This window comes from Crocinitomix algicola, from assembly GCF_001661595.2.
In the GTDB taxonomy this organism is placed as follows: Bacteria; Bacteroidota; Bacteroidia; order Flavobacteriales_D; family Crocinitomicaceae; genus Crocinitomix; species Crocinitomix algicola.
The window spans coordinates 56,771-70,759 of the sequence record NZ_LYPF02000027.1 but is presented as its reverse complement, the minus strand read 5'-3'; the positions used below and the strand labels follow the sequence as shown (position 1 = coordinate 70,759).

Annotated in this window: 18 protein-coding genes; all 18 read right to left on the bottom strand. The window is 32.4% G+C overall.

The window, feature by feature from the left end; all coding sequences use genetic code 11:
- The coding region (locus A8143_RS15190) for a phospholipase D-like domain-containing protein (RefSeq protein WP_175437558.1) at window positions 1-416 on the bottom strand (416 nt) is incomplete at its 3' end.
- A gap of 72 nt (window positions 417-488) precedes the next feature.
- Complete coding sequence (locus tag A8143_RS15185; RefSeq protein ID WP_070138515.1) at window positions 489-1,118, bottom strand: hypothetical protein; 630 nt, start codon at window positions 1,116-1,118, stop codon at window positions 489-491.
- Window positions 1,119-1,387: 269 nt separating this feature from the next.
- Entirely contained in the window at window positions 1,388-1,897 is a 510-nt protein-coding gene (locus A8143_RS15180) for a hypothetical protein (protein WP_139134387.1), read from the bottom strand.
- On the bottom strand, window positions 1,863-2,138 hold the full coding sequence (locus A8143_RS15175; protein ID WP_139134386.1) for a hypothetical protein: 276 nt from the start codon (window positions 2,136-2,138) through the stop codon (window positions 1,863-1,865). Before A8143_RS15175 ends, A8143_RS15180 begins: the two co-directional genes overlap by 35 nt.
- 328 nt (window positions 2,139-2,466) lie before the next feature.
- The gene (locus A8143_RS15165) at window positions 2,467-2,796 is read right to left on the bottom strand and encodes a hypothetical protein (RefSeq protein WP_070138511.1); all 330 of its coding nucleotides are present in this window, start codon (window positions 2,794-2,796) and stop codon (window positions 2,467-2,469) included.
- Between the two features lie 100 nt (window positions 2,797-2,896).
- On the bottom strand, window positions 2,897-3,817 hold the full coding sequence (gene ctlX / locus A8143_RS15160) for a citrulline utilization hydrolase CtlX (RefSeq protein WP_070138510.1): 921 nt from the start codon (window positions 3,815-3,817) through the stop codon (window positions 2,897-2,899).
- Between the two features lie 326 nt (window positions 3,818-4,143).
- On the bottom strand, window positions 4,144-4,749 hold the full coding sequence (locus A8143_RS15155) for a hypothetical protein (protein ID WP_070138509.1): 606 nt from the start codon (window positions 4,747-4,749) through the stop codon (window positions 4,144-4,146).
- Window positions 4,750-4,752: 3 nt separating this feature from the next.
- Window positions 4,753-5,142, bottom strand: coding sequence for a hypothetical protein (locus tag A8143_RS15150; RefSeq protein ID WP_070138508.1), 390 nt, complete (start codon window positions 5,140-5,142; stop codon window positions 4,753-4,755).
- A gap of 88 nt (window positions 5,143-5,230) precedes the next feature.
- Complete coding sequence (locus A8143_RS15145; protein ID WP_070138507.1) at window positions 5,231-5,515, bottom strand: addiction module antidote protein; 285 nt, start codon at window positions 5,513-5,515, stop codon at window positions 5,231-5,233.
- Between the two features lie 3 nt (window positions 5,516-5,518).
- Complete coding sequence (locus A8143_RS15140; protein ID WP_070138506.1) at window positions 5,519-5,818, bottom strand: type II toxin-antitoxin system RelE/ParE family toxin; 300 nt, start codon at window positions 5,816-5,818, stop codon at window positions 5,519-5,521.
- A gap of 464 nt (window positions 5,819-6,282) precedes the next feature.
- Window positions 6,283-6,738 carry a GNAT family N-acetyltransferase gene (locus A8143_RS15135; protein ID WP_070138505.1) on the bottom strand — a complete coding sequence of 152 codons (456 nt, stop codon included), beginning with the start codon at window positions 6,736-6,738 and terminating at the stop codon, window positions 6,283-6,285.
- On the bottom strand, window positions 6,719-7,180 hold the full coding sequence (locus A8143_RS15130; protein ID WP_070138504.1) for a DinB family protein: 462 nt from the start codon (window positions 7,178-7,180) through the stop codon (window positions 6,719-6,721). The genes A8143_RS15135 and A8143_RS15130 overlap by 20 nt, the downstream gene beginning before the upstream one ends.
- A gap of 77 nt (window positions 7,181-7,257) precedes the next feature.
- A complete protein-coding gene (locus A8143_RS15125; protein ID WP_070138503.1) occupies window positions 7,258-7,878 on the bottom strand; it encodes a pseudaminic acid biosynthesis-associated methylase in 621 nt (206 codons plus the stop codon).
- Window positions 7,879-8,628: 750 nt separating this feature from the next.
- Window positions 8,629-9,102 (bottom strand): GyrI-like domain-containing protein, encoded by a 474-nt coding sequence (locus A8143_RS15120; RefSeq protein WP_070138502.1) that lies wholly within the window; start codon window positions 9,100-9,102, stop codon window positions 8,629-8,631.
- Between the two features lie 39 nt (window positions 9,103-9,141).
- Entirely contained in the window at window positions 9,142-9,867 is a 726-nt protein-coding gene (locus A8143_RS15115) for a helix-turn-helix transcriptional regulator (RefSeq protein WP_070138521.1), read from the bottom strand.
- Window positions 9,868-10,026: 159 nt separating this feature from the next.
- A complete protein-coding gene (locus tag A8143_RS15110; RefSeq protein ID WP_070138501.1) occupies window positions 10,027-12,270 on the bottom strand; it encodes an AAA family ATPase in 2,244 nt (747 codons plus the stop codon).
- 363 nt (window positions 12,271-12,633) lie between these two features.
- On the bottom strand, window positions 12,634-13,062 hold the full coding sequence (locus tag A8143_RS15105) for a hypothetical protein (RefSeq protein WP_070138500.1): 429 nt from the start codon (window positions 13,060-13,062) through the stop codon (window positions 12,634-12,636).
- Between the two features lie 33 nt (window positions 13,063-13,095).
- Window positions 13,096-13,920 (bottom strand): hypothetical protein, encoded by an 825-nt coding sequence (locus A8143_RS15100; protein ID WP_070138499.1) that lies wholly within the window; start codon window positions 13,918-13,920, stop codon window positions 13,096-13,098.
- Between the last annotated feature and the right edge of the window lie 69 nt (window positions 13,921-13,989).

The following is a 13,989-nucleotide window of genomic DNA, read 5'->3' as shown; positions in this document are numbered from 1 at the left end:
GTTTCAAAATGAGGGACCAAAAATTGCTTGACGAAGTATTTTAATTCTTGGATTTCTTCTTTCGTATCGTAAATCGCCCCAAATTCTATTGCACTCAAATTTGAGCTTGTCAGTAAATTCATAGAAGTAACAATTCCATTCTTTTCGTTGAAGTATAATTTTGCGTGTAGGTTCTTTACAAGTTTTGGCTTAATTCCCAATGCTTCAATCTGTTTCCAACTTTTATTATTATCGACATCATATCTCGTAATGAACTCAATCTTTACTCCTCTTTGAATTGCTTTTTCTATCTCTTGCTTAATTCCTCCCCAATTTCTAAAATTCACATATGGTGAAACCAGAACGATATATTTATCCGATTGATTTATCAGATTTAAAATCTCAGAACTTATTTGATATGGGGGTATTATTTTCATTTATCGTATTTCTTTTTTTTCTGCTTGCCGCTAACGGTTGGCTATGAAACGTGTCCCGAAGGACATGTTTTCTTAGGTGTTGTTGTGTAAAGTTTTCTTTTCTAATTCGTGCCTCAACTTATTAACCTTTTTGACTATCACTTCACGATTCTTACTTGACTTGACCCATTGAGGTAAATTTGTTATCATAGAGTATTTGTGTCTTACATCATCTTCCCTAAGCTTAGCTTCAACATATTCTTTTAGATAGTCTAAATGGTCAATATTGTACAACCAAAGTACATTATCTTTTATACTGGTTTGAAGAAATAAATCAAACCCAAAATAAGGGTCTGTAGGTTTGTCATTTCGGTAGCGATACCATTTAATCTCATACTCTCTTGTGGCCTTGCATACATCACATGTAATTTCTGATGTTTCATATGGTTCTTTTGTCGGTTCCGTGGTGTAAGATATTCCACTTCCACAATTTCCGCATGCTCGGTTAATAAACCCCTGAACAAACCCCGACCAATTACTCTCGTTAGTTTCTTGGAATCCACAATGACTGCAGCTACAGATTGATTTGTGTCCCCGAGGAAAAGGTAACGTATATTTTGGTAGTTCGGTTTTTACCAAAGCAGGTTCAGAGCACTTTGGACAATTAACCCAAATTTCTTCGCTAAAATGAACTGTTGGATATGCTGGTTTGTTAAATCTCATTTTTCAAATTGTACACAACGATCAAATAAAAGTCATGGCTTTTATTCCTTTATATTTATTTGTATTAATGTTTTAATTAATTAACCGTTTGGGTTGGGTTTTGTGTAAATATAGCACATTAATTTTAATGTTGCTTTTAGGGGTGTTTTCCTGAGCTAATTTGTATGTTATTGAGGTTGTTTTAACGGTTCGGTTAAAAAGCGTTGCTGTCTCGTTTCAGATGAAACCGCTATGAAATTCAAGTTTTGTTATGAGTTTTTTTCATTTTATTATCGATTGAAAATTAATCCATTCTTGAATAGTTCAAATGCAAAGCGCAACTCAAAAAATGTACCGTTTGAATTTAGCTTTGTTTCAGTTATGGGATTTTGCGTCGAATAAATAACTTCTTCATTATTAATGAATCCGTGATTATAGGCGAGTGACAATAGCATGCTTCGCTTTTGTTTTGTCACATATTTAAATCCCAATTCGAGGTGGAGCAACGGGAAAGCACCGCTCATTGTTGTTCTCTTAAGACTGATTGAATTGTTCCATACGAATGTGGTTAAATTTCGATTTGTTTGGATTTGTGTATTCACTCCTAAATTCATTTTCACTAAAAGTCGTTTCGAAATACCATGTGTAAAACTATAATACAGGGGTAGTTTCAGCGAAGTATTCTGAAAATAAGTGCTAAAACCATCCATTAAAAATGAAAATCGAAGGGAGGAGACTTCAATTCCGTATATGATTGAAGACACCTCACTTTTTCGTAGAGTTCGTATGCGTGTAACCATGATAAAAATATCGAATGTTTTGAATTGAAAGTAAGTCCAACCCTGTATTAATATTTATTTGACTGCCAATATAGAATTTGGTTCTAATTCCAAATGAAAATCCAAGCGGCTGTTTTATTCCCCTTACTTTAGCACCTAACCCATCTCCAAATGTCAACTGCTCAATATACGTTCTATTTAGTGAACTAGAAAGCCCAAATTTCACATGCTGATCCGATTGACCATAACTAGAAAACGTCAAAAAAAAATAAAATTACATTAAGTGTTTTCATCTTTTTATAATTAAAATCACTCTTTACGTATAAATTACGTAACGAGTGAAGTTAAATTATTACCACCCAAAATTGATACGGAAAATACCGATTAAAAACCTCGGAAACCCTTATGAATTACAAACATTGTTAGCAACAATTGTTTCATATTCTGTTTTTGCTTTAATAAAATTCAACTGTTTTTTATAAGCTGCAAATATAACCCAGCCTATCACTAAACGCGCGATAATATAAATATATGGTGTCAGAACATTAAAAATCCTTGGAATAGCACCTCGTCTTGAAGCTAAAATATCATTATCTATCATATATAGATAAGGTGACGGAAGCCCTAAAAAAAGTAATTAATCCAATTATCAATAATATATAGGCAGCATTACGAAACATTATGAAAGACAGCAAATAATCCTCAAATTTAAGAATCACTTTTAGTCGGGTTTTTCTTTTCTCCTTTTCTTCTTTTGGCAAGTCATCAAACCTTTCCCCTGATAGATTAAATATGCTTTTGGAAACATCTTTACGTAATCGGCTGTCCTTAATTGACTCCAGAGTCAAATTAGGGAAAACACCATTAGATAACTCTTGTCTACCTCTTTCTATCAATTTTCTTTTTTCTTCTAATGACATAATCAATCTATTTTAAATCAGTCTATTATCGCGAATTGGGATATTGTATCCAACGTTATGGCTAAACTGCGTTTTAATGCAGTTTAGGTTTTGTTGTATTTTAGTTTTTCTTCGGAAGAAATATTTCTGAAATCATACACCTAACGCTACCTCCGCCAATTCGCTCTATGGTATCTATCTTTATTGGAAACAATTCACAATATGATTCGAGTGTGCTTTTTTGTGATAATGTTAAACTATTATAAGCACTTTGAGACATTGCTAATATGTTCTTTTCCTCCTGTATTTCTAATTCAATCATATTGCCACAAAACGATTTCATTTGGTCGAAAGAGATATCTATTATTTTCTTTCCTGAACTTTTAAGTGACTTGATTACCTGATTTTTTTCAGTCTCATCTGTAATGCTTTCTAGGCAAATTACTGCATAACCATTTCCAATATTCATCATCACATTTGTGTGATATATCTCTTTACCATTAATGTCTCTTGAATAAAAGTAAATAGGTTTATAGCCAAGCATTTTACTAGTTTCGATAAATAATTTCTTGTCTGTGCGAGGTGCAAGACAAGCGTAGGCAATTTTCGCATCATGATCAAAAATAATACTCCCTGTCCCTTCCAAAAAAACACCTTTTTCCTCATGTTTTGAGAGATCTATTATTTCTTTGATCTCGAATTTTTCCTGAATTGATTCTAGTATTTCTTTACGCTTTTCTTCTCTTCTGTTCTCTGCAAGCATTGGATAAAGAACCGCCACACCATTAGAGTGGAATGAACCCCAATTGTTTGGGAAAACAGCATCTGGTTTTATAGGGTTTGGTGAGTCTTCAATTACTAAAACATTTATACCCTTATCAGATAGTATTTTAGCCATCTTGTCAAATTCTTGTATGGCATTTTGAACTATAACATTTGATTCTTGAATTATTTGATTCTGAAACGCATTTGACTTAGCGGTTTCTGGGTTATACCCAAAATTTGCAGGCCTTACTAAAAAAATATTGTTTGAACTATGCATATGTAGTTTTTAAATTAAATACAACGGTTAAATAAAAGTCATAGCTTTTATTCCTTTATATTTATTTGTATTAATGTTCTAATTATCTAATCTTTTGGGTAGGGTTTTGCGTAAATATAGCACATTAATTTTAATGTTGCTTAAGGGTATTTACGTGAGTATATCTATAGGTTATTGCGGTTGTTTAACGGTTTGCTTATGGCTTTGTGGCGGTTTTAAAGCGCTTTCCTGTCTACCAAAACCAAAGCTGGGTAAGGAGCGAAAACCTTGCTGGTAGCTGTTAACCCGCTATAAGCTATATGCCTTGTTGTACAGTGATTTTTTATTTATCCATATCCATTAGTCAACAAAATATTCACTTCATCTTCATATTTTATTGCCAATGCTAAATCTCTTTTATTGTTTTCAAAGTATCCCAATTGGATGAAATTGGTATTGTAATAATCATCTACTTGATTCAAAAAATCGGGTTTGATATTGTAAGCTTCCCAAGTTCCATTTTCGTCAAGTGCTTTGAAAAAATTGTTAACCAATTGATTTGCCTTTTTAAACTTAATCTGAGTTCCAAGATGACTTCTTGAAAAGCATTTCTCCTCTCCTGTCAGAAGGTCAATTATAATCTCCTTTACCAAGGATTTATCAATTTTATCTATTGTAAGTTCTTCAGCTCCGTTCCATACGTTTCCAGGTTTTTGAAGAAAGGTTGACGTGTCAAATCCTTTCGGGAAAATCATTTCAGAATAGTCGTTAAACCCACGATGCAAATCTTCTTTAACTAGCTCAAAATGAAAGCATCCTGTTCTTAGATGTTGGATGATATCGGTTTCTAATTGTTCCTTCTCCTCCGTTATACCCAAAGTTATCCAATAAGAATTTGAATTTGTGGTTTTGTCCAACGCTTCAAGAAGTATGTCTATTTCTTTTCGTCTCATTTTTCAATCGACATAAAAGTATCCAATTACGTCTGCAACTATCCCATTGTCCAAATACACCTGTCTAAGTCTATAATTTGTACTTGAAGGACTCTCACTGTATTGAAGTCCAACGTAGTGGGCTTTGTCTTGAAATTTGGTATGTTGATACGGAGTCCATCGGGTCAGTGGTTCTCCAAGGATTACGAGAACTTCTTTTTCCGTCATACCGATTTCAATGCTATGGAATCCTTTGTCGGTATAGCCATTTGCATATTTGGTATCGGTCGTAAACATTAAATTCCAAATTTCTCCTGAAAGTCCATCAAACTTTGTTCTTTCTGGTCTCAAAGTCCACATAAGACCTAACAAAACCACGGTAATCGATAATATGTAAACCTTTCGTTTGTTCATTTTAATGTGCTACAACGGTTAAATAAAATTAGGCATTTATGCCGCACCGCGTAGCGGTTAATTTTATTTTTTGTTGTGGTGTCGTTTTTTAAGCGGACTTCGGGTTAACTTGAATTTGTCCTCCGATTGCTTTTAATACTTTCATAATTGTGGCAAATTGAGGTTTTGCGCCTTCCGATAATGCTTTGTACAAACTTGGTCTGCTTAATCCAGTTTCTTCAGCAATTTTTGTCATTCCAATTGCTTTTGCAATATGTCCAATAGCATTAATTACATCTGCATTATCACCTTCTTCTAATACAGTATTAAGATATTCCGCAATCATCTCTTTACTATCCAAATAATCTGCTATTTCAAATCTTGAATTTCCCATTTTCTACATATTTAATTTTTTACAAATTTCTTTTGCCTTAGCAATGTCTTTTTGTTGAGAAGATTTATCTCCCCCAATAAGCAAAACAATTACTTTTCCGTCTTTTTCTTTAAAGTACACCCTATAGCCTTTTGCAAAATTTATTCGCATTTCTCGAATTCCACCTCCAACTGTTTTGCAATCTCCAAAATGTTCATCCGTTTCCAGTTTTTGAATTCTGAACAAAATTTTTGCTTTCGCCTTAAAGTCTTTTAGCTTTCTAAGCCATTTGTCAAATTCCGGTGTTTTCTCAATAAAGTACATATAGAAATGTATCTACTTGGATACAAATTTAAGGAAAATATTTGATTAATTTCAGTTATTATTAATTTTTGGGTAGCGTTGGTTTCAATGCACCACAACGGTCAAATAAAAGTAATGGCTTTTATTCCTTTATATTTAAATTAATTAATCGTTTGGGTTGGGTTTTGCGTAAATATAACACATTAATTTTAATGTTGCTTAAGGGGATTTACGTGAGTAAATTTGCAGGTTATTGAGGTTGTTTAACGGTTTAGTTACGAGCAGTAGCAGGGGGTTAACAATTAACGTTGCCAGTTCAATAATGACTGTAGGCATAATTTTGGTCGAATAAAAAGCGTAGAAGCTAACAATTTAATCAAGCAACTTTTGACATTTCAAACGTGCACTACCCTATCACCAAAATCATGTGTCAAAATTTAGCTAACAGATTTTTCATACCCAGTTCTTTGATTCAAACCGTTTTTTTATTCATTGAGTTTTAACTCCATTATAGGCAAAAACCTGTCTTTTATTGAACTCTCAAGTTGTCCAATAGTTACAAATCCAAATTTTTTATAAAAATCTTCTGCATTTGGTTCGGCTTCAAGTGTTATTTTTTCAATACCTAATTTTTTTGTTTGATCTAGAAAATGATTCATTAACACCTTTCCCAAACCTATTCCAATATAACTTGGCAGAATGAATAAATTATCAAGTTTTAATGTTTTTTTATCTATTTTGAAGAATGAATAATAACCAATAATTTCTGTGTTGTTCACTAGTTTAATCACATTATTTTCTTCAATGTATTTTTGCGAAATGGTAAGCAAATGTTCCCATTTCAAGAGAGTTTCTGTTGGAAATCCCCAATATGCTTTTGACTCTTTTGTAATTTTGGTCAAAATCTTATCATCTGTAATTTCAGCTTTTAGAATTTCCATCCGTTGGCGTTATTATTTGGCTTAAATGATATTCTAGATGCTTTACGTAGTCACAAATTAGAAATTCGATTGTCTGTTTTGTTCCATCTTTCATTTCACAAGTATTGAAGAGTTTTTCGGGCCGAATATTCTTAACAACTTTAATTAAGTGCCGGTTATAAATAGTCCAAAAATCAATGAGGCACTCTTTATGTATGTTTTGATAGTTGTTTCTCTCAACCCAATTATCCTGATCATACCAAATTTTAGGAGATTCTTCAAATTGTGTCCGGATAAATATTTGATGATTATTTGTTGTACTATCAATCAAATGTCCAAGGATTTCTTTTTTATTCCATTTTTCAGGATTTGACTTATAGCTAAAATTCAATTCGCTGATTGCATTCAGTTTGTCGGGAATGATTTTAGTAAGTTCTTCAAGTTGGTCTATTGAATTTTGCATCGTACTCGATTCAATAATGGCAGCTAGTGCTATGTATAAGCGGTCGTTTTAATACCGCTTATACACTGTTTATGTTTTTATCTCTTTTTAATCAGAAACCATGTAATATCGTCTTGGGGAAATGCCTTATCACCTTTATATATGAAACCATAATCAATTAACTCTAAATCATCATAAGTTTCAAGTAATTCGCCAGCAAAGTCTCTCTTGAAGAGACGGTCATTATGTCCTCTATAATTTACAGTTACAGGAGATGGATTATAATATTCAGCTATCAGGATGTATTTATTACTTGATTGATAGAGTTTTTCATAGACAGTTGAAAGCATTTCTGGTTTTATATGAATTAGCACTCCCTTTATTAAGGAAACATCATATTTAACAGTTGGCTCATAGTCGAATATTGAAGTGTTGATGACATTTTCTTTTCCAAGGAAGTCTGCTAATTCGTCTGACGCTGTTTTATTTATTTCAACTCCTGTCATCTCAATATTAGGAAATAGAAGTTTAATCGCTCTCAAGTTCATTCCAATATTTGCACCAAATTCAATAAGACTGTTCGGCTTGCCTGTATGGTACAAAGCTTTTGAGAAAAAATTTAAATTTGAAGCTAATTGCTCGGCACTCTTGTTTCTACCAATGTACTCGTTACCAAATTCACCAGCCCAAAATTTTTCTTGTTCCGTTTTAAATTCCATATAATATCTTTTTTAGTTTACTATTTGTTTCGCGTTTTTGTTCTAATTACCTGCAACGGTCAAATAAAAGTCATACCTCTTTTTCCTTTTATTTACCGACTTAAATTCTCTATTTTTTTTAATCGTTTTGGGCAAGGTTTTGTGCAAATATAGTTCATTAATCTTTAACGGTAACAAGGTTGGATTTATTGAAATTATGGAATATTTATTGACGTTTTTTTGAGATGATAAACTGGTTAAAGTAAAATACAATTTCAATTGGTGCTAAGTATGGTTCGATTTTTCACATAGGGCTTATTCATTCAACATTCTGGTTAATCCATCTCTGCGAAACTCATCAAGACTTCAATTACATTATTCCATCTCCACTACTTTTCAATACTAAGATACCAATGAAACATTTTTCCCATTTTATCAGATTTGTCTCTACCACAAACTCCCCATCGATTTCAAAAGCGATACCAATATTGTTTTCAAGGGCTAATACTGGTCCTATAATTTACTCTTACATTGGAGATACACTGCATATTGGTCAGGTTTTTCTCTTTCCAATCCCTTCGCGAAGTGCTTCCGGTTTTGGGAACAAAATTGGGCTCTCCCCATTTCAACGTTTCTTCCAAGACAGTTACACCTTTGGTTTCTTCTGCTGTTTCTATTACCTATTACCGAAGATGTTGCAATTTATCCCGAACAGAGTCGGGATAATTCGCAAAAACATCATTTAATCATGGGGCTGTCTTTAAGGTTAGTTTACCCATTCGTTTCTTGTTTTATACCTACATAGAAATCCACTTCAGCATCAGAAGGGTTTTGTGCTTTTTCCCCGAAAACCTCAAAATCGGCATCATAGACTCTGTCCAATTCCATTTCAAATATTTTAGACCATTGGTTAACGATCAATCCTTGCATTAAGTCTCCTTTTGCAGTTGTCTTGGTGTATGTTCCTCCACTAAATGATTGACCGACCATTCCGCTGGGAATATTGTCTAAATTTTCAACTTTGCAACCAAGTATTGCCGTATAAGGTTTTGTATGGTCACTTTCGTAGTCCGTATAAAGTGAATAAATTTCATGATCAACTTTATTTGGAATTTTATCCAAAATACTCTCGGACATAAACTTACCCCAAAGTTCAGCAATTTCTTTACTTGCCTGTCCGTTCTCGTTTGTTGTTCTAATCGAGATTCCGATAATGTTAAAAGGTTCAATGTTTACTGTTTGCATTTTTTTAATTTTATGATTTAACACAAAAGTAGATTGACCTTATGTCAAAGGTGTGTCAGGGGTGTCCTGATATTTTTCACTACATTTTTCAAGGTATTCTTGCAAAGTCATTTTATGTGGTTCAAAATGACCATCTAAGATTTCTATTTTTTGGATGCAATCAAGACGAAATGCTCTAAAGTCATTTCTTAATTTACAAAAGGCGATAAGTATCCAATTGTCCTGTGTCGTGTAAAGTGCAAACGGTTCAATTTTTCGTTGACTTTGCTTGTTTTCCAACGACAGGTAATCAATTTTAATTATTTGATAATTTGAAATAGTCGATTGAAGTTGTATCAGATATTTGCTTGTTTTTTCATTCTCACGATTATTGCGTACCTGTATTCTGTTAGTCAGTAATTCCGTTTTTTCTTTTTGGGTGTAATTTAAAACTGACTTGATTTTTGTTACAGCGCTTTCGTATTGTTCAGTTAAAGATTGGTCTTTATTCTTTCTGATTAGTTGCTCCGCGGTTATTAAAGCGTTTGCTTCGTCTTGCGTAAACATAACTGGTGGAAGTTTATAACCCTCCATAATGGAATATCCTTTTCCTTCTTCCGTCACGATTGGAATTCCCGACTTCTCAAGAGTTCTGATATCCCTATAAACAGTTCTAATACTTACATTATGTATTTCGGCGATATCCTTTGCGGTTACAATCCTTTTCGATTGTAATTGAGTTAAGATAGCTGTCAATCTTACAAGTCTTGGTTTTTCCTTATCCATTTGTTTTTTCAGCTTGTGGCTAACGGTTTGCATATGGCTTTGTGGCGGTTTAGAAGCACTAAAATTTCGGTTAAACACAAAATTTGATATGAGCTAAAACCTTTGTAATTAATGCTGTTTCGCCTATTATTTTTATACATTGTTGGGCGTTCGTACTTTTTAATTCATCATCATTTTATAGTGTTCTTCCCCAATATTTTCAAATATCAATTCGAATGCTGAATAAAGTCTATCAGGTTCTTCATTTACAATTCTTTGATAGTATAAATCATCAAAAGGTAATGATTTGTGACTGACATCGTTTATTTCAGAAATCAGAGCAGAACAAATTGGGTAAATTGGGTTAGATACATCTAAGTTTCTAATACTATCCCAATGACTATTCCCTAATCCTATAAAATTAACATAGCTTTCTATAATTCTACGCATACTATTTCCGATGGTAATATTGAATGCTTTATCATTAGTATCTTTCAACTCCTTTAGACTTTTCCAAAGCAACATATAATCATTATGCACAAAAGTATCTTTGCCTTTATAATCAACTATTGATATACCATTAAATTTAGAAACAGAAAAATGAGCTCTCTTTTTGCATATAGGTCTTTGTTTAAATGATACTTCTTTATAGAAATATAAATTGTGTGACAAAATGAATACTTGATTTAAGGTTGAATTTTCAAGCTCATTTCTGTCTATACTAGAGTATTTTATTAACGAATGAATTAGTGTTGATACAACAAATAGAACCTGACTGTCAAGACTTGAAACAGGGTCATCTATCACTACAATTCTTTTCTTTAGTTCTGAATCTTTATCGTCAGTGCCTAATACCAACTGATAAAAGTATAGGAAAGCAATAAAATTCTTTTCTCCTTCACTTAAAGTTTTAAAAACATCTGTTTCTGAGCTGTTCTGGCGTTTTAAAATATACCTTGAAATATTATTAGATGATTCTTTTTCTTCAATTGTAAAATTATCAAAGCCACAGCTTTTTAATATTCCATTTATGGCTTTTACTGCTTCATCGGTCGAGACTGTTTGGGATTTTAATTCTTCAATTTCATCTTTGAGTTTTTTCTCAGATTGTTCAAAATGAGATTCAAGAGAATTCAATTGACTGAGAATATCTGTTATTCTCTTTTCAAAATCATCATATTCATCTATGTAACTTTTTGATTCCTTTGCGATGTAAGTCCAAACATCTTCAATTAATTGCTCTTTGTTTCTTTGAAAATCATTAATTTTCTCATTATTTTCTTCAATTTCATCATTTATAGTTTCGAACTCGGAATAGAAATTATATACATCAAAGAACTCAATTACTTCATTCGAATATTCAAGTTTCCTTTCAAATTTCTTAATGTTAACTGAAAGCAAATCACTACATTCTTTAAGTAAGTTAGTAGTCTGATTATCTTTGTTGTAAACTTTTGATACTTCAGATATGTTTTCTAATAATTGATTAAAAGTTGAACTGTATTTCTCATTGAATGTTTTTATTTTGTCAATTTTATCTTGATAGCTTTTATTAAAGTAATCTTCGAATCTTTGTTTTAAGTCATCGTCATACGTTTCACATTGACAAAACGGACAAGTATTTTCCTTACCTTCAATTACATATTTCCGTCCTTCTTCAACCCATTTTCTTATACCTAAGGTTTCTATTAATTCTGCAATATCAACTTCTTTATTCGCTGTAATTACTTCTTCCATCAAAGGAATAATCTCACGTTCAATCTCTTCAAGTCTTTTCAATAACTCTGTAGATATTTTAATCTCAATCTTCTTCCTCTTAACTTCAAATAAATCTTTATATCTAGTCGATAAATCTTCAAGAGTAAAATCCTTATCGTCAGGACTTATAGGTAAATAATCTCTAACATTTCTAAGGTGGTTATCTTTACTTCTTGAATACTCTAAATCAACCTCATAAAATGTATCAAAGGAGTTTCTTTCCCACCAGCAATTTTGTTTTAAATCATTGTGTTTGTCTTTTAATTTTTTCTTTATCTTTTTTTCTCTTGATTCTAAAATTTCAAAATAAGAGTCTAGCTTTTTAATTTCATTTTGTTTTGCTTCAATTTTATCATCAATCCCCTTGTTTCCTTCATTTAAAGTAAAAAGACCTGATAGCTCAGTGTTAGAAATGAAGTTTCTTTCTACATATTTTTCATCAAAGACAATTATTTCATCACGAGAGGAATCAAAACCAGAAATTTCACAATGTTCAAATTTTATATCTTTATCAACGCTTAATAAACTTTCATTATATAGAAGTTTCGCAATGGTCGATTTTCCTGAACCATTACTGCCGAAAAAGAAATTAACTTTTGACAAATCGGTCAATTCGACTGAATTTTCATAAGTATTTACCTTCTTTAATTCTATTTTGTCAATCATTATAACTTATCTTGTTTGCAGGATTTTCTTGTATGACGCCCAACGATCAAATAAAAGTCATGGCTTTTATTCCTTTATATTCATCTATTTTAATATTCTAATTTTTTAACCGATTTGGGTTGGGTTTTGTGTAAATATAGTACATTAATTTTAATTATTTTAATGTTGCTTTTAGGGGTATTTACGTGAGTAAATTAGTAAGATATTGAAAGTATAGCAAGCAATTTATTGCGTGCGAAGTGCATGGGTCAATATCCCGGACTATGACTGGCTTACTGAGTAATGACGCTCTGGACCATTTACAGGTTATGCGTATAAACGAGTGACAGACGTGAATTTTACCTACTTTGTTATGCCCCGTTTTCATACTCCTAAAAGTTCAATAAACTTATCAGGATTTCTGAGTTTTAAGCTTACGCTTTTGGTCTTTCCTTTTGTATCTCTGAAATACACTACAACGTTTCGCTTGTTTAGTTTATATGTCCGAACGATTTGGTCTCGTGGAATTTTATTCAACAACTTGTAACACTTTACAATCCAACCAAATAACACACCAGTTTTAATCCACAACTCTTCCGAAGTTAGAACAACATGAAGGACACCAGATGCTCCTCCAGCTTTTGTAAGTAAGGAATCATTCGCTCTTCCAGAAGCACCTTTTTCTTCATACAATATTTTAACCGCGGATGGGTCATGAAAAATTTGAAGTGCTTTTTTTCCAGTAATGTAAAAAAATGCCACCATGCTGGTCATTCCGACAATCACAATTATAAAAAATAAAGTTTCATTCATAGAATGCCTTATCTGTTCGGTGGAAAGTCACTTTTATTCTTCTATTTTCTCAAGTCTGATTTTAAAGACATTGTCGCTTTTCATCTTCATAAACATTCCAAAGTCTTCTTCATTTTCAGTTTCAGAGTCTACCATAACATCCATTACCATTTGAATATCCGCTCCAACGTAGTACCCATTTTCTAGGTCAAAATAGTATGTCGCATTTCCTGTTGATGAGCATTCATAATCCCCTTTTAATTCTTCTGGAACATCAAGTTTTGAGACGTTAATAATACCTTTTAATACCGCACAATTTCGTCCTTCAATTTCTTTAAATCCTTTAAAAGTCAGTGTATTTTGACCTTTAGAATAAAGACGCGAGCCATTTACGTTGAAAGGCATTTTCATTGGAATTTCGTCAGAATCTCCTTTTTCTAGGTCTTTATTTGGTAAAGGGAATAGCATATCAAACAAAATATCTGCGTTGCCATCACTAAAACTTCCATCCGGTTTCATATCCTGCACAACGTTTGCTGGAGCTTTTTGAGTCATTGTGTCTCTTGGAGTTCCATCTTCGTTGAATATTATTATTTGCATTTCAATGCCCGTTAGACTTAAGTCCGCAAGATTGTTTTCTTTAACTCGAACATTTAAATGACCTATACCTGTCATATATGTTTTTTCCGCAGGTCTGTCTTTACCCATTTTATTCTCTCCATTTACTGTCTGAGAAAAAGAGTAGATAAATTTTCTTTGCTTACTAAAATCCCATTGAAATTGAGTTTCATTTGAATTTTCTGTCTTAGTCGACTTTGAATTGTCACTACCACAACTGGCTAAAATCAGAATTGATAAACCTAAAAGTATTTTATTCATTTTTCGTTTTTAATTCCATCTAAAACTATATGATGCCCCTCTATTTTTACGTCCACTACCCTATCCAGT